This is a genomic window from Colwellia sp. C2M11 (assembly GCF_018860915.1).
In the GTDB taxonomy this organism is placed as follows: domain Bacteria; phylum Pseudomonadota; class Gammaproteobacteria; order Enterobacterales; family Alteromonadaceae; genus Colwellia.
In genome coordinates, this window is sequence record NZ_JAHKQD010000022.1 from 1 (window position 1) to 20144 (window position 20144).

Below are 20144 nucleotides of genomic sequence, written 5' to 3' on the forward strand. Positions count from 1 at the left end.
CTTGAGATTTAAAACGCCCTTCCCAGAAATGACCAGTGCAATTGTCTTCTTGATTCGCTTGTGTCGCGATACTTTGGTTGAGTAGGCGCATAAACCAGCTGATGTCCATTAAGCGATGGCGATATACTTCAACCGTTTCAAGCAAAGAAGTCATCAGGTAGTCAGGAATTTCTTCTCCTCGACAATATTGCTGTGTTAATAATGTGCCTTTAAATAACTGATGCCAACGCTCAAGTACTGCTTTGGTTGACCATCCTTTTGCCGTTTCTTCATCGATAAATAATACCGTATGCGTATGGTTACTCATAATAGCGTAAGCGCAAACATCAATGGCAAACACCTGCGTTAGGCTAAGTAATTTATCCTCTACCCAACCTCGCCTGTGGTCAAAATTTTTCCCTGTATTTTTATCTTCACCGCACAAAAAGGCACGACGAACACAACGAGAAATACAGTGATAATAAGGTGTATCAGCTAAGCTAATAAGTTGTTTTCTGGCAGTTGTCATAAAAGACCTCTCACTTACAGGTTATTTATTAAACTTAGTTGAGAAGTCTGTGTTGTTCAAATTTGAGCGACTGTCCTTGCTAATATCCTAATAGGTTAAGCGACTGTCCTTGCTAATAGGTTACTTAAGTTCGGCTTGATTTCTGGAGAGCGTCCATATATGTCCTTGCTAATAGGTATATATATAACTAAAAGCAAAAAACCCGTTAATCTTTCGATCAACGGGTTTTCTAAACATGGCGGTGAGGGAGGGATTCGAACCCTCGAAGGCTTGCGCCTTACACACTTTCCAGGCGTGCTCCTTCGGCCACTCGGACACCTCACCAGTAACAAGCTGCGCTATAGTAGATAAAAACGAACTAACACGCAAGCGGAACTCATTAGTAATCGAACAAAACTGCACAAATGTTTATAATTCACACGGTTATGTTAAGTCTACTCAATGAAGCTAAGCTAAATTAAGCGTTCCCCTTCACTGCCAGTTTATTTTCTGCAGCAAAATTTAACATTCTATGTAATGGAACTAAGGCTTTTTTAGCAAGCTCGCTATCGACAGTGATTTCTTTACCTACAGGGCTCTCTAACGCTTCAGCAATAGACTTTAGGCCATTCATTGCCATCCATGGGCAACTTGCGCAACTACGACATGTAGCTCCATTACCACCCGTTGGTGCTGCAACAAAAGTTTTATCTGGATTAGCTTGTTCCATTTTGTAAAAAATACCCTGATCAGTCGCCACAATAAAGTGTTGATTTGGCATTTCTTGGCTAGCTTTTATCAATTGACTGGTTGAGCCTACGGCATCAGCTAATGCGACTACATTAGCCGGTGACTCAGGATGAACTAATACCGCAGCATCAGGATATTGAATTTTTAAATCTCGTAAAGCTTTCGCTTTAAATTCATCATGAACAATACAAGCGCCCTGCCACATTAACATTTGAGCACCTGTTTCTTTTTCAATATAGGCACCTAAATGACGATCTGGCCCCCATAAGATAGGCTTTCCTTCGCTTTCTAGCATTTCAACAATTTCTAACGCAATACTTGACGTAACAACCCAATCAGCACGGGCTTTAACAGCCGCAGAAGTATTAGCGTATACAACAACAGTATGATCAGGATGTTGATCACAGAATGCGGAAAACTCTTCAATAGGACAACCTAGATCTAATGAACAAGTTGCCTCTAGCTCAGGCATTAGCACTGTTTTTTCTGGGGTTAAAATCTTTGCGGTTTCCCCCATAAACTTAACACCTGCAACAATTAAAGTGTCTGCTGGATGTTGATTACCAAAACGTGCCATTTCTAAAGAATCAGCAACACAGCCCCCTGTTTCTTCAGCAAGCGCTTGAATTTCGGGATCAGTGTAATAATGAGCGACTAAAACTGCATTTTTTTCAATTAATAATGCTTTAATTCTCGCAATATATTGTGCTTTTTCATCATTATTTAATAATTCAGGTTTCGCTGGAAATTGAAAATCAAAATCAACAGCTGCATTAATTTGGCTCATTTTAGCTCTCTATATATAACAAGTATAAATGTCTTTAAACGGCGTAATTATAAGGGAACGACTAAGTAATGTGTAGTACTTTGAACGATTAGCCCCGAGTTTAAAAGCTTGTAAAAGACTAATAAGATATAAAGCAGTATTCTTTGTTAAAAGATTTACAAGTATTGGAATAGTTGCTTGACCGTAAATGTTCGAACATTAGATTACTTGATTGAGCAGTTAAAAGCCTGATCTTGGTTTGGTTTATTTGTAAGAACTGAAGAAGTATAAAAAAGTGGTCGGCCGTGAAGAATTTAAACCTTCGACTAACTTGATTTAGTTGGTTAAAAGCCAAGGCTTATTTTTTGGTACTTAAAAGCTATAAGAAAAGTGGTCGGCCGTGAAGGATTTGAACCTTCGACAAATTGGTTAAAAGCCAACTGCTCTACCAACTGAGCTAACGGCCGACATATTGTGATATTGGAATAAATCCAAGCTAACTTTTAAACTCGTTAGTAGAGTGATTTTCCTTTAAAACTATCTTTAAAAGAATATTTTTAAAAAGTGGTCGGCCGTGAAGGATTTAAACCTTCGACTAACTTGATTTAGTTGGTTAAAAGCCTTGGCTTTGATATATTCAGTTATTGGAGATTGTTGTAGAAAAAGTGGTCGGCCGTGAAGGATTTGAACCTTCGACAAATTGGTTAAAAGCCAACTGCTCTACCAACTGAGCTAACGGCCGACATATTGTGATATTGGAATAAATCCAAGCTAACTTTTAAACTCGTTAGTAGAGTGATTTTCCTTTAAAACTATCTTTAAAAGAATATTTTTAAAAAGTGGTCGGCCGTGAAGGATTTGAACCTTCGACAAATTGGTTAAAAGCCAACTGCTCTACCAACTGAGCTAACGGCCGACATATTGTATTATTGGAATAAATCCCAACCTATCTTTTAAACTCGATAGAAGAGTGCTTTATTCAAAATAATTCATTTTGAATAAAAGGTCAGTTTTGAAGGATATAAAGCTTCATCTAACTTAAACTAGAAAATTAAAGGTTAAACCTTAATTTTGATAATCTAAAATCAAAGTGGTCGGCCGTGAAGGATTTGAACCTTCGACAAATTGGTTAAAAGCCAACTGCTCTACCAACTGAGCTAACGGCCGACATATTGTGATATTGGAATAAATTCCAACCTAACTTTTAAACTCGTTAGTAGAGTGTTTTTCTTTTAAAACTATTTAAAAGAAACATTTTAAAAAATTGGTCGGCCGTGAAGGATTTGAACCTTCGACAAATTGGTTAAAAGCCAACTGCTCTACCAACTGAGCTAACGGCCGACATTGCGTTAAGGTTGGTGCCTCAACGCGCCGCATATAATACTGATATATAAATTTAGTGCAAGAATAAATTTACTTTTTTTCACTATTATACATTGTTTGATTAAAAACAAAGCACATTGCTAGTTTTGTCAACAACAAAAATAGCAATAGTCTTTAAACTAGCAAAGGCTTAGTTTAGTTTATTTAACCGAGGTTTTGCTAATTGTGCTGAAGTTGACTCAGGATATTCACTTAACAGTTGACGATATAGCTGCTTAGCTTTATTGTCATTTTTTTGTTGTTGTGCAACCATAGCTAATTTTAACAGTGCATCAGGTCTTTTACTTGAGTCTTTAAATTGCTCAACAACAATAGAAAATTCTTGTTCAGCTTCAGATAACTTACCTTTATTAAACAACAACTGCCCTAACCAATAATGTGAATTAGGCGCATAAGTTGACTGAGGATATGCCTTATTAAAGCTGTGAAACTCAGAAATTGCCTGTTCATATCGCTTATCTTTTAGCACCAAATTAAGTGCTTTATCATAAGCTTCATTCTCAGTTAAATCATCACTATAATTTTTGGTAACCGCCGGCAAATTAACCACCGTAGTACTAGCAGCTTGTGAGGTTGACTGCAAAGCCGCACTTACTCGTCTATCTAGCTCTTGATATAACTCTCGCTGTCTTTCAAGTACTTGAGATAGTTGATGTGTATGTAACTCAGTTACACCACGTAATTCATTAACTTGATTTTGTAAATCATCAAGCTGACTTTGAATATTTACTTGCGCTCGATTACGAGAGTCAAGTTTTCGCTCAACATTAGCCAATTGCTCTGTTAATGAACCTTTATTTTGTTTTTCACTCGATGCAGAGCTTACATCAATAACTGGCGCTTGAGCCGCTAGCACAACTGAGGTACTAGCAGTCAAAATTAAGCCAAATAAAACCGCTCTATTTGAAAGGGTTAGTTTCATTTTTTTTCCGATTATATTTATTTAAAGTTCGCTATGCAGTTCTGATGCATAGCGTTTAATAAATAGTTTTAGTATACAATTACCGCACGGCGATTTTTAGAAAAAGCTTCTTCAGATCTATCTTTGATCATTGGCTTTTCTTCACCATAGCTTACAATTGATAATTGATCTGCCGATACACCCATGTTTTCTAAATAAGTTACAACAGCTTTAGCACGACGCTCACTTAATGCAATATTGTACTCAGGTGTGCCACGTTCATCAGCATGACCTTCAATTAGTACTTTCACACCTGGGTTAGCATTTAAGAATTTAGCATGAGCATTCAATATGTCTGAAAATTCACTGCTAACACTTGAAACATCAAAACCAAAATAAATAATATGTTCAGAACGTAACATAGCTAATTGTTGACGTTCTTGCTCTTTAATTTCAGCAGCTCGTTTAGCAGCTTGAACTCTTACAGCTTCTTCAGCTGCTGCTTGCTGCTCTTGTACCATTTCAACGTTACTATCAACGCTTACTTGCTCGTCTGATGAATCATTAGAGCTACAAGCCGCTAGTGCTAGCATTGGTAAAGCGATAGCTACATTTTTAAGTGTTTTATTTAAAATCATATTATTTTTTTCCTTATTTTACAAAAGTGTAATTTTAATTTTTTCTTTCTTTTTTATATAATAAATAGTTTTTTATTTAATAACTATCACTTTACAAAAACGGTGACCAAGCAGGTGACTTAACTTGACCATCAAGAGCCGGTAGACGTGCTTTAAAGCGACCATCAACTGACACTAACCCAAGTACCTGCCTATTATTATGCAAGGTACTATATATTATCATTCCACCATTAGGTGAAACACTTGGTGACTCATCTAACCTAGTTTTCGTTAGCACTTGAAATAAACCTGAGTCTAATTCTTGCTTCGCTAAACGATATTGACCACGAGTTCTATTAACCATGATTAATTGTTTATTATCAGGCGTAATAGAGCCACCTAGATTCATTTCACCATTAAAAGTGAGACGCCTAACTTTCCCATCGATTAAATTTACGCGATATAGTTGCGGTTTACCACCCCGTTCTGAACTAAATATTAAAGAATTTCCATTTGGTGCCCAACTTGGCTCGGTATCTATCGCTCTATTACGCGTTACTCGACGTAATGTTTTTGTTGCTAAAGTCATGACATACAGGTCAGGATTACCGTCTTTTGATAAAACCATCGCCATTTTTTTGCCATCAGGAGAAAAGCGTGGCGCACTATTAATACCGTCATACGAGCTTATAAGCTGACGTTCACCTGTATAAATATTAATAGTATGAATTTGTGCTTGTCTATTCTCAAAAGAGACATAAGCTAATTGCTCGCCATCAGGATGCCATGAAGGAGACATAAGTGGTTCATTAGAGCTTAATAATACTTGTTCATTAAAGCCATCATAATCGGCAAAAGCTAACTGATAAGGAAAGTTTCCTCCATCTCTAACAATAACGTAAGCAATTTGTGTTAAAAACGCACCTTTTGTGCCGGTAAGTGACTCATATACTGCATTACTAATAGTGTGTGCATAGCGGCGAAACTGTTCACTACCAATTTGTGCGCTACTTTGGCTTAAAATATGATCTTCTGTTTGTACCAATTCACCATTACTCAACATAGATGTTTGTCCGCCAGTAACTTGTCCACGAATAACATCAACTAATTGATAGCTCACTCGATACTGTCCTAAGCTAACTTCATCTATTGTGCCTGTAATAATAGCTTCTACACCAATACTAGCCCACGCACTGTAATCAATATTTGTTGCTGAAGTAGGCAGTTGAGGGAATTTACTTTGACTAATGGGATTAAACTTACCACTGCGTAATAAATCATCGCTAATGACTTTTGACACTTGTTCTGGAAGCTCCCCTGCTCCCCTCCATTGAAATGGAACAACCGCAATAGGTCTTGCACTATCAACACCTCCAGTGATCACAATTTCGAGTGTAGCCATCGCTGAGGTAGAGAGTAAGGTTATAAAAATTCCAAGTAATAATTTAATTTTCATATTTTTCTATTTAATCCAGTTCTGTTAATTTTTTGAGAGTTATTGAACAAGCTATTTTAAATTTATTTTGTTTTCATCCAAAATTAGAATTCAGGCACAACAGTAACACCAATATTACGCATTTCTTTAAATACTTCAGGATCTTTAGAAACAGGCAGTGTACCTGCTTTATATACAGCCCTTTTAGCCGCTTCACATACTACAGTATCACCGCTAACGTTTTTAACTTGTGTAACAAAGCCTGAAGGCGCAAGACTGATCATCAATTTACAAGACTTACCCTCCATTGTTGATCGATCATTAATCATATTTTGATCAATAACATTAGTAATAAGCGCTGCATAGCGTTGTATTTCCGACATCATTTGTTGCTGACGAGCCTTATTACGTGTGGCCATTTCAGCGGCCATTTGCTCAGCAATTATTTTTTCTTGTGCGGCCCTTTGCGCAGCTTCTTGCTCTTTGCGTTTACGCTCTGCTATTTGCTTTTTACGAAGCTCTTCCGCTTTTTTGGCTTCAGCTTCAGCAGCTAACCTTTTAGAACGAGCTTTTGCTGCCGCCTCTTCCGCTTTTTTCTGTTCTTGTTCTTTTTGTTTTCTCACTTTCTCCGCATTTTTCGCTTTCGTATTAGCTTCTTGCGCTGCTTTATCTGCTTTTTTCTTTTCTTGTTCTTTAATCTTACGCTGTTTTTCTAATTTCTTTATCCGCGCTTCTTCTTGTGCTCTACGCTTCTTAGCATCATTGGCACGCTTTTCTATTTCTTCAATTCGTTTTTTCTCTGCTGATTGTTCATCCGCTTTTTGTTTTTTTATCTCATTTATCGCTTTTTGTAATTTTGCCCCATCAACAACCGTTGCTTCTATCGGCTTAACTTCTTGCGCAATTGAAGCACTTGCTTTGGGCTTTATTTCGCTATTAAAGTCTCCCATAAAAAGAACAACGATCAAACCTACATGCAAGGTTAAACTTAGCCAAATAGCTTTAATGAAAGTGCTCTTGTTATATTTTTGCGTCACTTTAATTCTCCAACGGTTCTGTCATTAAACCCACCGATGGTACACCTGCAACATTTTGTAGTAATACCATTAACTGAATAACTGCATCATATGAAACAGCACCATCTCCATTAACAACAACCGGTGTATCAGGGTTTACCAATAAATGTGCTTTCACTAACGTAGCAACTTCTTCAGCTGAAAGTGGCTCTTTATCATTAGCACCCAAAGTAATATAGTATCGCCCTTGAGCATCAACTGAAGCGACCAATGGCGGTTTAGTATCTTTATCTAATGGCTCAGCATCTGCTTGAGGTAAATCAACCTTAACCCCTTGCGTAATGAGTGGCGCTGTCACCATAAAAATAATCAATAATACCAACATAACATCAATATATGGAACAACGTTGATTTCAGCAACTTTTCGGCGTCTAACTCTGTTATACATAAAATACGCCCTTATTTATTCTGGCTTACTAACAACAGTTTGTCGTTGTAAAATACTCGCAAACTCTTCCATAAAATTACCGTAACTATTTTCAAGTTTTTCTACTTTATGGCTAAATCGGTTAAAAGCCATTACGGCAGGAATGGCGGCAAAAAGCCCCATAGCTGTTGCAATAAGCGCTTCAGCGATACCAGGAGCTACCATCGCTAATGTGGCTTGTTGCACCGACCCCAAACCAATAAATGAATTCATAATACCCCACACAGTGCCGAACAATCCGATATACGGACTAATAGAGCCGACTGTCGCCATAAAAGGTAAATGTGTTTCTAAGTTGTCAACTTCTCGTGATAGTGCAACACGCATAGCACGTTGGGTGCCATCAATAATCATAGTTGGATTATCAATGTGACTTTTACGTAAACGCGCAAACTCTTTAAAGCCTGCAACAAATAAATTTTCAACGCCTTGAACTTCGTTCTTAGTTGATATTTCATTATAAAGTTTACTTAAATCGGCACCACTCCAAAACTTGTCTTCAAAGTTTTTTAATTGTTGTGTCGCTAAGCTAAGCGCTTGTCGACGCTGAAAGATCATCGCCCAGCAAGCCACAGAAAAGCCTAACAACACTAACATAACAAATTTAACCAATATACTGGCTTCTAAGATGAGTTCAACAATTGAAAGTTCAGCAGACACGTTTTAACGCTCCTAATATAGATTCTGGAATAGCCATAGGTTTTACTTTTTGAGAGTTATGACTTTGAAAGTTAACACAAGCAACACGTACAGTTGCAGTACATATTAATTGTTGTTCTTGATTTGTTATTTGTTGATTAAACACTAAACTAGCACGTTTTAACGTGGTTATAGTAGAGTTTACCTTAAGTAAATCATCTAATTGTGCAGAAGCAATATTATCCATTTCAACCTTTCTGACAACAAAACCAATGTTTTGTTCTAAAAAATTAGTCTGGTTAACACCAAGCTCTCTTAACCACTCAGTACGAGCTCGCTCAAAAAACTTTAGATAGTTAGCATAATAAACAATTCCACCTGCATCAGTATCTTCGTAATAAACTCTTAGCGAGTAATTGTGGCTTGTATTTAATTTTATATTTGACATTTACAACAAGGTTTCTAAGCAATCGACACAAGTGAACATATACTAATAGATAACCTAGTAGACAAACAAGGCGAAGTTAATGAATATTTACACTTTATATCAAAAAAGTAATTTATTATGTTACGGCTAATTAATGATTAACATTAACAAAGGTGATAATTAGATAAAAGGCCTTATATAAATTAAAAACAAAATTATTCATTAGTTTTTCTAATGCGAAAAAGTAATTTTATTAGTTTGTCACACTAAGTGAACAAACTTATAATAATCTTGTTTTCTGGTATAGCCCTTTGCAGTGATAACTTACTCTCCCCTGTATTATTATCATTTATCAGAAAAAGATGAATTGATATTTTTTTGTTTTATCTTTTCTCGACATGTTTAATGTAATTTCATATAGACTTCCTTCTATCAACTTGATATTTAAGTTGGCCCGCAATAAGTTGCGGGCTTTTTTTTGCTTAAAATTTAAGATATTTAATGAAGTACATCAATTTAAGTACAGCAAGGGGTAGCATAATTTCTTACGCTTACTCTAATAAAGCAGCTTATAATTGCCCTAAAACTTGTGCTGGTTCAATTTTTGTCGCTCGCCAAGCAGGGTATATGGTAGCAACTAAAGACATCAATAATGCGGTAATTATGGTGATATAGACATCAGATAGATTTAACTGACTAGGAATATGATCAATAAAATAAACATCTGCCGATAAAACTTTAACTGTAAATATATTTTCAATAAAGACTACAATATCGGGTAGATTAAGCGCTAATAGTATTCCGAAGGCCCCGCCAATAGCCGTACCTAGCAAACCATTAACTAGCCCCTGATATATAAAGGTCAACATAATTAATTTATCACTAGATCCCATTGTTTTTAAAATCGCAATATCGCCTTTCTTATCATTAACGGCCATAATTAACGTTGATACTATATTGAAACTTGCTACCCCAATCACCAAGATTAGTACAATAAACATAACCATGCGTACCATTTGTATATCGTTAAATAAATGCCCTTGCGTACGTGTCCAATCCATAATATAAACATAATGATTAAAATTAGCAGCAATAGAGCGAGCGACACTCGGCGCAGAAAAAACATTATCTATTTTAATTCTAATCCCTTGTACTTCATCGTTTTGATAACCTTTAATTTCAGCTGCCTGTGTCAATGATATATAGGCAAGGGTTTCATCAACAGTACCGCCAAACTTAAATATACCAACAATTTCAACTTGTCTTTTCACTGGTGCAGAAAATAGGTTTTGATTACCCAGGTCATTTATTTCAGACATATGACTACTTGGTGGTAGTAAGATCTGTACTTTATCGCCGAGCTTCACTGCTAATTTTTTAGCAACTCCCGCGCCAATAACAATCCCGTTCCCTAGGTATTCTGTTACCATGGGGTCATTACTTTTTTTACTTTCACCTTGGTTCGATAAAGCATGCCAACTACCTGATACCATATAATTTTCAATATCAGATACAAGGGTTTCTAACTGAACATCAACTCCTCTAATTTCCAATGCCTTTAATTGGCTTTGATGCTGCATCATTCCTGTTAAATTAATCACCGGAGCGGCGGCAATGACTTCTGGATGACTCGCTATTCGCTTAACATTTAAAGGCCAATTTGATATCGGCTCATCAACCGATATTAATTCAGCATGAGGAACTATTGATAACAGTTTATTTGCCAATTCACGCTCAAAACCATTCATAGCACTTAAAGCGATAATTAATACCATAGTGCCCAAGGCAATACCAAGAGTAGAAGAAGCAGAGATAAAAGTAGAAAAACCATGTCCATTGCGACTTCGTACATAACGTAAAGCTAAAAAAATACTTAATGGGGTAAATATAGGGTATTTGCCACTTTTATGAGAGGTTGTTAATTTATCCATAGCTTATTAACTCAGTTACTTACAACATTATGTTGTACAAAGTTCGATAACTTGCCATGGTCTAATTGTAATTGTCTGTCCATACGCATCGCTAGCGAAATATCATGTGTAACAACAACAAAACTGGTTTGCACAGTTTTATTAAGACTACGGATCAATTGATATATCTGTTCAGCGGTATCGCTATCTAAATTGCCTGTTGGTTCATCAGCTAAAATCAATGAAGGTTTAGTCACTAATGCTCTAGCAATAGCTGTACGTTGCCTTTCACCACCCGACAATTCACTCGGTCTGTGATTAAAACGATGAGCTAACCCTACCTGTGATAGTACTTCTGAGGCAGAAGCTATCGCTTGCTTGGGCTTGTTCCCTCGAATTAATAAAGGCATAGCTACGTTTTCAAGGGCGGTAAACTCCATCATCAGATGATGAAATTGATAAATAAAGCCTATATGTTGATTACGAAAAGTCGCTCTTTCTTTATCCGATAAACTTAAAATATTAACATCATTGATAAAAACTTCACCTGAACTAGGTAAATCTAAAGCGCCGGCAAGGTGTAAAAAAGTACTCTTGCCACAACCCGAGCTACCCACAATGGCAAGTAGCTCGCCTTTTTCAACTGTTAGCTCTAATTTATCCAAAATCTTAGTTTCTATATCGCCCTGCTTATATGATTTAGATAATTGACTACAATGTAATACTTTACTCATTACGTAAAACCTCTGCTGGTTGGGTTTTTGATGCTTGAAAAGCTGGATATAACGTAGCGATGAAGCTCATCCCTAAAGCTGATAGAACAATAACAACAACATTTACTAATTCCAGCTGTACAGGTAAAGCTTGCATAGCATAGCCACTACCTAATATATTCACCCCTAATGCTGACAATATTTCATTTAAATTTAACGCAATTAATACACCTAAAATACTACCGATCATCGCTCCCCATAGACCATTTACCATGCCTTGAGTAATAAATATTTTAACTATCCCAGCTCTAGACAGACCTAATGTTTGCAATATACCTATTTCACCTTGTTTTTCAACAACTACCATAACTAGTGCTGATACAATATTAAAAGCAGCAACAGCAACAATTAAACTAAGCATTAGCCACATCATTTTTTTCTCCATATTAACAGCAGAGAAAAGTGCTCCTTGAGTTTCACTCCAGGTGGTATAAGTTAATTTATTCAACGCGGTTGTCTGCAAGTTAGCCGCTGTTAATGTATTCACCACTTGCTGCGCATTAAAAGCATCATCCAAATACAGTCGTAATTGATCAATGCCATCAGCAGTTCTACGTAATAATTTGGCACCTGATTCGCTATGAACATAAACCATTGACCCATCAACTTGAGAGCCAACATCGAAAATGCCACGAATAACAAATTTACGTTGTACGGGAATTCTCCCCATCGGTGTAAAAATAGTTTTATTAGGTAAAACAAGGCGAACAGTATCGTTTATTGTTACTTTTAATTTTCTTGCCAGGGATTGGCCAATAACAATGCTATAGGGATGTTCGGATAAGCTATTTAAAGAGCCACTTATCATATGAGTACTGATAATGTTTTTTTGCTCAAATTCAGGGATAATCCCTTGCAATAAAACACCTTGTAAGTTTTTTGACGATTGAATAAGCGCTTCGCTACTTAAAAAAGGAGTTACCTGTTCAACATGCTTTTGTTTTAGTAGCTCTTCCCTTAAGGCAGGCCAGGAGTCAAAATTATTGGGCTTTGAATCATTTAAGTCTTGCGCAACAATTACATGTGGCACAATACCTAAAATACGTTTTTTTAGCTCCCCTTCAAAACCATTCATCACAGACACTACGGTAATAAGCGACGCTACACCTAGCAAAATGCCAACGGTTGAAAAGAAAGTAATAAATGAGATAAAGCCAGTACGCTTTTTACTACGGCTATAACGTAGTCCAATAAATAGGCTAACAGGTTGAAACATTTAATTATTGTTACTGAAATTATAAAATAAAATAGATAATCAAGCATAACACAGCCTGCGATTATTTAACGTTTTACTTGTTAGAAAGTATGTCTAAATAGTTCTATATCTGCTATAACCTTATAATTAAATACGATTTTTAAACACTTAAGCTAAGTAGTATAAAATTCATATAATTAAAGTGACAACAATGAATAAAGAAACAACAGCGCAAAAGCTAATAAAATATAATGAGTTTTTTTCGATTGAACATGATTTTTCAATTAACATAGTAGCCATTGATAGAAATAAACACATAACTTATGACGAATTTATAAACAACATGCCAACGCCATTTAAAATGGCCAGTGACATGTCGAGTTTAGATCAAGCTGCGTTACGTCCACTACAAGCGTTGTCAGGTGTGGCGAGTAAGTTAGTTGAATTTTTAAATCATCAATCAAATAAAATTGATTTATTGATTGGCTACATCCTACAACAAGAAGATGATGAAGCGCACAGATATCAAGGTATCAAGTTTGGTGGTGGTGGTTTATTATTTACTGCAAATAAATCTTTTGAATTATCACAACTTCTAGAGTTAAAAGTTTTTCTACAAAACGAAAATCATGCTGTTTATTGTTATGGTGAAGTTATTGAAATAGAAGAAGTTGATAAAGATTATTTACATAAGGTTATTTTTCACTTTATACGTGAAGACGATAGAGAAATACTAGTACGAAGCAGCTTACATGAGCAATCGAAACAACTTCAAGCGCTGGCTTTACAAAGAAATCAAGAAGATAAGAAAAACTAAGCACAATAATATCCTTATTATTTAGTGCTTGTAAGTTATCTTAATAATAGTAAAAAGCATATTGCTTAATTCAATTTTAATCCTTGTTATCTTCAACGATCGTTATCGTTTTTTGAATTAGTTTTACTCTGCCTGAATCAACTAATGCTTTTCGTAATACATATTCAATTTGAGCATTAACACTGCGAAGTTCATCGTCTGACCAACGCTGCATTGCTGCCAATACATCAGGGTTTATTCTTAATGGAAAGCTTTTTTTAGCCGCCATAATAACTCCTATAGTAATTTTTTATTGCGGCTAATAAAGACTGCCAGTATTTACAACAGGTTGTGTACTTTTATCACTACATAACACGACCAGTAGATTACTTACCATAGCGGCTTTGCGCTCTTCATCAAGCTCAACTATTGATTTTTCAGAAAGTTGCGTTAATGCCATTTCAACCATACCAACAGCGCCATCAACAATTAGCCTTCTAGCAGCAATGATCGCCGACGCTTGTTGTCGCTGTAGCATAGCGTTAGCAATTTCTGGTGCATAAGCTAAATGACTAATACGGGCTTCATGTACTTTAACACCGGCTTTTTCTAGCCTTTCTTGTATCTCACATTTTAATGCTTCAGAAACTTCTTTTGAATGGCTTCTTAAAGCAATTTCGTCGCCGTCATGTTGATCATAAGGGTAGCTAGTCGCCATATTTCGTAATGCTGATTCACTTTGTATATTCACAAAACTAATATAATCATCAACTTCAAACATCGCTTCAGCTGTATCACCTACAGACCAAACAACAACAGTCGCTATTTCTATAGGATTACCATGATTATCATTCACTTTCATTTGGTTTGATTCAAAATTTCGAACTCTAAGTGAAATGTTTTTACGTTTGAAGAAAGGAATACTCCAGCGTAAACCATTAGACTTTACAGTACCAACATAACTACCGAAAAAAGTCATCACTTTCCCCTGATTAGGCTGCACCATAAAAAAACCAGGTAATATAAATATGATAAACACAATGCCAACAAAGGATAAAACCCCAACATTATAATTAATAACTTGACTCACAACCGCTCCTATAATTATCAATAATGCCAAAAAAACACTATAGCCATTGATTGAAAAACCTTTCTTCTCTTTCATATTTATTCCTTAAAAAAACAATTGTGACATCAAAATGATATCATAATTATCTACTAATAATTAATGTTGTCAATTAAAAATGATCAATACCACTAAGTAGAAGGCATAAAAAAACCCAACATTACTATTAATGTTGGGTTTAAAAAGCCTTATATCTTATTTATATTAGTGGCTATGCTAATATAAAACACTAACTCGAGGTTATCGATTAGATATGATCTACGGCCATAATTTCGTATTCAACCACACCACCTGGTGTTGAGATTTCAATTTCACTATCAACAGTTTTTCCTATTAGGCCACGTGCAATAGGTGAATTTATAGAAATTCTGTTTTGTTTAATATCTGCTTCGTCATCACCAACAATTTGATATTTAACTTCTTCTTCAGTATCAATATTAAGTAAAGTAACGGTAACACCAAATATAACTTTACCTGTATTAGTAATTTTAGTTACATCGATAATCTGTACATTACCTAACTTACCTTCAATTTCTTGAATACGGCCTTCACAGAAACTCTGTTGCTCACGAGCGGCATGATATTCAGCATTCTCTTTTAAATCACCATGTTCGCGCGCTGTTGCTATGTCAGAAACAATTCTAGGACGTTTGACTGTTTTTAAATAATTTAATTCTTCACGTAACGCATCAGCGCCGTGAACTGTCATTGGATATTGACTCATAATTTTAATCTTATCTTTTATGTAAAATGAAATAAGTGCGAGTAACAAAGCTCGTTTAGCTAAAAGCAAAACGGAACACATAGCTTAGTAATTCATATAACTACTAAGTATGTATTCCAACAGTGCTTGTGCTTAAAAAAGCAAGTTAGTCTGCTTATTTACAACGCTTATGTAATTCTTGGATAGACGTAACAGTATTTCTATCATCAGCAGCATGCGCTTGACAAGCTGCAAATGCAGCATTTAGTGTTGTAGTATATGCCACTTTATAGCGCAATGCTCCACCACGTAATACTTTAGAATCTTCAATCGCTTTACGCCCTTCGGTAGTATTGATGATATAAGTATATTCACTGTTTTTAATTCTATCAAGAATGTGTGGGCGACCTTCATGTACTTTATTAACTAAACGAACGGGTACATTAGCTTCACCTAAGATAATTGCTGTACCGTGTGTTGCATCAAGTTCATAACCTAAAGCAACCATTTGTTTAGCTAGTTCAACTACACGTACTTTATCAGAATTACGAACAGAAATTAATGCCCTACCCGACTTAGGTACAGATACCCCAGCACCTAAATTAGCTTTAGCATAGGCTTCTTCAAAAGTATTGCCGACCCCCATTACTTCACCTGTAGAACGCATTTCAGGACCAACTAATGGATCACTACCATGGAATTTGTTAAAAGGAATAACCACTTCTTTTACAGAGTAAAATGGTGGGATAACTTCTTCAGTAATACCTTGTTCGGTAAGCGATTTTCCAGCCATCACACGAGCACCAACTTTCGCTAAAGGTATAGATGTCGCTTTTGAAACAAATGGCACGGTACGCGCTGCTCTAGGATTTACTTCGATTAAGTAAACCTGATCACCTTTAACAGCCATTTGTGTATTCATTAATCCAATCACACCTAGCTCAAACGCTAGATCTGTTACTTGCTTGCGCATAACATCTTGAATTTCTTGGCTTAGGCTATAAGCAGGTAATGAGCAAGCACTGTCACCAGAGTGAACCCCTGCTTGTTCAATATGTTGCATAATGCCACCAATAACAACTCTTTCACCATCGCAGATAAGGTCGATATCAACTTCAATAGCATCATCTAAGAAGTGGTCTAATAACACAGGAGAATCATTTGATACACTTACGGCTTCTGTCATATAACGACGTAAGTCTTCTAAATCATAGACAATTTCCATTGCTCGACCACCTAGTACATAAGATGGACGAACAACTAATGGAAAACCAATAGCTTCAGCCTTTGCCATTGCTTCATCTAATGATGTAACAGTCGCATTCTCAGGTTGTAATAAGCCTAAACGATCAACCGCTTGTTGGAAACGCTCTCTATCTTCTGCACGATCAATCGCATCTGGAGAGGTACCAATAATTGGAACACCAGCAGCTTCTAAAGCACGTGCCAGCTTAAGTGGTGTTTGACCACCATACTGGACAATAACACCTTTTGGCTTTTCAATTCGAACAATTTCAAGTACATCTTCAAAAGTAATGGACTCAAAATATAATCTGTCTGATGTATCGTAATCTGTTGAAACTGTTTCAGGGTTACAGTTAACCATGATTGTTTCATAGCCGTCTTCACGTAATGCTAAGGCAGCATGAACACAACAGTAGTCAAACTCAATACCTTGTCCGATACGATTTGGCCCACCACCTAAAATCATAATTGATTCTTTGTCTGTAGGATTCGCTTCACATTCTTCATCATAAGTTGAATACATATAAGCAGTGTCTGAGCTAAATTCTGCAGCACATGTATCGACTCGTTTGTAAACTGGGAAAATATTCGCATTATGACGCTTTTTACGAATCTCAGCTTCTGCAACACCAATAACATCAGCAAGACGAGCATCAGCAAAACCTTTACGTTTAAGTTTACGTAAATAGTCTGCATTCAGTATTTTCAATCCGCCTTCAGCTACTTTGGCTTCCTCTAAAACGATGTCTTCTATTTGTACTAGGAACCAACGATCAATTTTCGTTAAACGGAATACATCATCAACCGTTAAACCTAAACGGAATGCATCGGCAACATACCAAATTCTGTCAGAGCCAGCTTCTTGTAACTCATGCATAATTTTGGTTTTAGCACCAGGTTGCGTTACATCAACCATAGAGTCGAAACCATTTACGCCAACTTCTAAACCACGTAATGCTTTTTGCATTGATTCTTGCTGATTACGGCCAATAGCCATAACTTCACCAACTGATTTCATTTGCGTCGTTAATCGGTCTTCACAACCAGCAAATTTTTCAAAGTTAAAGCGTGGTATTTTAGTCACTACATAATCAATTGTAGGTTCAAATGATGCTGGTGTTTTGCCGCCAGTAATATCATTTGTTAATTCATCAAGCGTATATCCTACCGCTAATTTTGCTGCGATTTTAGCAATAGGGAAACCTGTTGCTTTAGATGCAAGCGCCGATGAACGTGATACACGAGGGTTCATTTCTATAATAACCATACGACCGGTATCTGGACAAACACCAAACTGTACGTTTGAGCCACCTGTTTCAACACCAATCTCACGTAGCACGGCTAGTGAAGCATTACGCATAATTTGGTATTCTTTGTCTGTTAACGTTTGTGCTGGCGCAACCGTTATAGAATCACCGGTATGAATCCCCATAGGATCGAAGTTTTCAATTGAACAAATAATGATACAATTATCATTTTTGTCACGAACCACTTCCATTTCGTATTCTTTCCAACCAATTAATGATTCATCAATTAATAACTCTGATGTTGGTGAAAGATCTAAACCTCGCGTACAAATATCATTAAACTCTTCAATATTATAAGCAATACCACCACCTGAACCACCCATCGTAAATGAAGGACGAATTATACAAGGGAAACCTAAGTTTTTGCTTGCTGCATGTGCTTCTTCAATCGTGTGAACAATTTCAGCACGTGGCGTTTCTAAGCCAATGGCTTTCATCGCTTTGTCGAAACGACTGCGATCTTCTGCTTTATCAATTGCATCAGCAGTAGCACCAATCATTTCAACATTAAATTCTTTTAATACACCTTGCGCCTCAAGTTCAAGTGCACAATTCAATGCAGTTTGACCACCCATAGTTGGTAGTACCGCACAAGGACGTTCTTTTTCAATAATTTTTCTAACAACCTCCCAATGAATAGGCTCGATATAAGTTGCATCAGCCATATCGGGGTCAGTCATAATTGTTGCAGGGTTAGAGTTAACCAAAATAACTCGGTAACCTTCTTCACGTAATGCTTTACATGCTTGCGCACCTGAATAATCGAATTCACAAGCTTGACCAATAACAATTGGGCCTGCACCTAAGATCAAGATACTTTTTAAATCTGTTCTTTTTGCCATGTCTCTATTCTCTCTTCTCTTGTCAAGGGTGTGGGTTAAGCCTGTTTTGCTTTGGCGTCGGTTTTATATTCGTTAATCAAGTCAATAAAATGGTCAAATAATGGTGCGGCATCATGTGGGCCTGGGCTTGCTTCTGGATGACCTTGGAAACTGAATGCGGGTTTGTCAGTGCGATGAATTCCCTGTAAAGAACCATCAAATAGCGATTTATGTGTTGTTCTTAAGTTATCAGGTAAATTATTTTCATCAACAGCAAAACCATGGTTTTGCGAAGTAATCATAACTACATCCCGGTCAATATCTTTCACTGGATGGTTAGCACCATGGTGACCAAATTTCATTTTAACAGTCTTAGCGCCACTGGCTAAACCAAGTAATTGATGGCCTAAACAAATACCAAAGACAGGAATATCTGTTGTTAAAAACTCTTTAATCGCGGTAATAGCATAATCACAAGGCTCTGGGTCACCAGGGCCATTTGATAAAAAGATACCATCAGGGTTCATAGCTAACACATCACTTGCTGATGTTTGTGCTGGTACTACGGTTAGTTTACAACCACGGTCTACTAACATGCGCAAAATATTGCTTTTAGCACCAAAATCATAAGCAACTACATGAAAGTCGAATTTTTCTGGTTCAGAGAAACCTTCCCCCATAGCGCTACCAAGTGCCCAACTACCTGAGGTCCATTGATATTGCTCTTTAGTAGAAACAACTTTGGCTAAGTCCATTCCTTTAAGACCTGGAAATGCTTTTGCTTGCGCTAAGCCATTAGTTTCTGCAGCTTGTAAAGTCTCATCATTAGCGTCATCAATAGTTAAGATACAACCATTTTGAGCGCCTTTTTCTCGTAAGATACGCGTTAATTTACGTGTATCAATATCAGCAATACCTAAAATATTATTGCTAACAAGGTATTCACTTAAGCTTTGTTCACTTCTAAAATTACTTGCAAGTAATGGTAAATCACGAATTACCAAACCTTTAGCAAAAATAGCGTCTGATTCTTTATCTTCACAGTTAGTACCTGTATTACCAATATGCGGGTAGGTTAGCGTGATAATTTGCTCTGCATATGAAGGATCGGTGAGGATTTCCTGATAACCTGTCATTGAAGTATTAAATACTACCTCACCAACAGCCGTTCCCTTTGCACCAATTGCGGTGCCTTTAAATACAGTACCGTCTTCCAGTACTAAAATCGCAGATATAGCCAATGTAACCTCCAAAAAAGAAGAAAAGAATGCAGAACCTTTACTTTAAAAATTAAATTTAAACTCTATTTAAATTGTCTTTAGTAGTAAGGTAAAACAATCACAAAATTTGTACATAAAAA

17 protein-coding genes, 6 tRNA genes and 1 pseudogene are annotated in these 20144 nt (G+C 36.5%); 1 reads left to right on the top strand and 23 read right to left on the bottom strand.

Features of this window, described 5'->3' with window-relative positions; translation table 11 throughout:
* The 18 genes and pseudogenes from KO509_RS07275 to KO509_RS07360 all read right to left on the bottom strand — a co-directional run.
* Positions 1–508, bottom strand: a pseudogene (locus KO509_RS07275) (transposase); the annotation flags it as partial.
* Between the two features lie 236 nt (positions 509–744).
* Positions 745–832, bottom strand: a tRNA-Ser gene (locus KO509_RS07280).
* A gap of 133 nt (positions 833–965) precedes the next feature.
* Positions 966–2024, bottom strand: coding sequence for a quinolinate synthase NadA (gene nadA, locus KO509_RS07285; protein WP_215972633.1), 1059 nt, complete (start codon positions 2022–2024; stop codon positions 966–968).
* Positions 2025–2394: 370 nt separating this feature from the next.
* Positions 2395–2470, bottom strand: a tRNA-Lys gene (locus KO509_RS07290).
* A 199-nt stretch (positions 2471–2669) separates the two neighbouring features.
* Positions 2670–2745, bottom strand: a tRNA-Lys gene (locus tag KO509_RS07295).
* A gap of 98 nt (positions 2746–2843) precedes the next feature.
* Positions 2844–2919, bottom strand: a tRNA-Lys gene (locus KO509_RS07300).
* Positions 2920–3094: 175 nt separating this feature from the next.
* Positions 3095–3170, bottom strand: a tRNA-Lys gene (locus KO509_RS07305).
* Between the two features lie 98 nt (positions 3171–3268).
* Positions 3269–3344 (bottom strand) — tRNA-Lys (locus KO509_RS07310).
* 172 nt (positions 3345–3516) lie between these two features.
* Positions 3517–4308, bottom strand: coding sequence for a tol-pal system protein YbgF (gene ybgF, locus KO509_RS07315; RefSeq protein WP_215972634.1), 792 nt, complete (start codon positions 4306–4308; stop codon positions 3517–3519).
* Between the two features lie 68 nt (positions 4309–4376).
* Positions 4377–4925 carry a peptidoglycan-associated lipoprotein Pal gene (pal, locus tag KO509_RS07320; RefSeq protein ID WP_215972635.1) on the bottom strand — a complete coding sequence of 183 codons (549 nt, stop codon included), beginning with the start codon at positions 4923–4925 and terminating at the stop codon, positions 4377–4379.
* Between the two features lie 91 nt (positions 4926–5016).
* Positions 5017–6360 (bottom strand): Tol-Pal system beta propeller repeat protein TolB, encoded by a 1344-nt coding sequence (gene tolB, locus KO509_RS07325; RefSeq protein WP_215972636.1) that lies wholly within the window; start codon positions 6358–6360, stop codon positions 5017–5019.
* A gap of 83 nt (positions 6361–6443) precedes the next feature.
* The gene (gene tolA, locus KO509_RS07330; protein ID WP_215972637.1) at positions 6444–7376 is read right to left on the bottom strand and encodes a cell envelope integrity protein TolA; all 933 of its coding nucleotides are present in this window, start codon (positions 7374–7376) and stop codon (positions 6444–6446) included.
* Position 7377: 1 nt separating this feature from the next.
* Positions 7378–7803, bottom strand: a complete 426-nt coding sequence (gene tolR / locus KO509_RS07335; protein WP_159821120.1) for a protein TolR — start codon at positions 7801–7803, stop codon at positions 7378–7380.
* Positions 7804–7818: 15 nt separating this feature from the next.
* The gene (gene tolQ / locus KO509_RS07340) at positions 7819–8502 is read right to left on the bottom strand and encodes a protein TolQ (protein ID WP_215972638.1); all 684 of its coding nucleotides are present in this window, start codon (positions 8500–8502) and stop codon (positions 7819–7821) included.
* Positions 8492–8929 (bottom strand): tol-pal system-associated acyl-CoA thioesterase, encoded by a 438-nt coding sequence (gene ybgC / locus KO509_RS07345; protein ID WP_215972639.1) that lies wholly within the window; start codon positions 8927–8929, stop codon positions 8492–8494. Before ybgC ends, tolQ begins: the two co-directional genes overlap by 11 nt.
* Positions 8930–9477: 548 nt before the next feature.
* The gene (gene lolE / locus KO509_RS07350) at positions 9478–10839 is read right to left on the bottom strand and encodes a lipoprotein-releasing ABC transporter permease subunit LolE (protein WP_252727438.1); all 1362 of its coding nucleotides are present in this window, start codon (positions 10837–10839) and stop codon (positions 9478–9480) included.
* 11 nt (positions 10840–10850) lie between these two features.
* The gene (gene lolD, locus KO509_RS07355; protein ID WP_215972640.1) at positions 10851–11552 is read right to left on the bottom strand and encodes a lipoprotein-releasing ABC transporter ATP-binding protein LolD; all 702 of its coding nucleotides are present in this window, start codon (positions 11550–11552) and stop codon (positions 10851–10853) included.
* Positions 11545–12807 carry a lipoprotein-releasing ABC transporter permease subunit gene (locus KO509_RS07360; RefSeq protein ID WP_215972641.1) on the bottom strand — a complete coding sequence of 421 codons (1263 nt, stop codon included), beginning with the start codon at positions 12805–12807 and terminating at the stop codon, positions 11545–11547. Before KO509_RS07360 ends, lolD begins: the two co-directional genes overlap by 8 nt.
* 190 nt (positions 12808–12997) lie before the next feature.
* Between KO509_RS07360 and KO509_RS07365 the strand changes: the two genes are divergently transcribed.
* Positions 12998–13603 (top strand): PilZ domain-containing protein, encoded by a 606-nt coding sequence (locus tag KO509_RS07365; protein WP_215972642.1) that lies wholly within the window; start codon positions 12998–13000, stop codon positions 13601–13603.
* 76 nt (positions 13604–13679) lie between these two features.
* On the opposite strand, the gene KO509_RS07370 is transcribed toward KO509_RS07365, so the two are convergent.
* The 5 genes from KO509_RS07370 to carA all read right to left on the bottom strand — a co-directional run bounded on the left by KO509_RS07370 (position 13680) and on the right by carA (position 20025).
* On the bottom strand, positions 13680–13871 hold the full coding sequence (locus KO509_RS07370) for a hypothetical protein (RefSeq protein ID WP_215972643.1): 192 nt from the start codon (positions 13869–13871) through the stop codon (positions 13680–13682).
* Between the two features lie 30 nt (positions 13872–13901).
* A complete protein-coding gene (locus tag KO509_RS07375; protein WP_215972644.1) occupies positions 13902–14747 on the bottom strand; it encodes an SPFH domain-containing protein in 846 nt (281 codons plus the stop codon).
* Positions 14748–14955: 208 nt separating this feature from the next.
* A complete protein-coding gene (gene greA, locus KO509_RS07380; protein WP_215972645.1) occupies positions 14956–15432 on the bottom strand; it encodes a transcription elongation factor GreA in 477 nt (158 codons plus the stop codon).
* A gap of 154 nt (positions 15433–15586) precedes the next feature.
* Positions 15587–18805, bottom strand: coding sequence for a carbamoyl-phosphate synthase large subunit (gene carB, locus KO509_RS07385; protein ID WP_215972646.1), 3219 nt, complete (start codon positions 18803–18805; stop codon positions 15587–15589).
* 35 nt (positions 18806–18840) lie between these two features.
* Positions 18841–20025 (bottom strand): glutamine-hydrolyzing carbamoyl-phosphate synthase small subunit, encoded by a 1185-nt coding sequence (gene carA / locus KO509_RS07390; RefSeq protein WP_215972647.1) that lies wholly within the window; start codon positions 20023–20025, stop codon positions 18841–18843.
* Between the last annotated feature and the right edge of the window lie 119 nt (positions 20026–20144).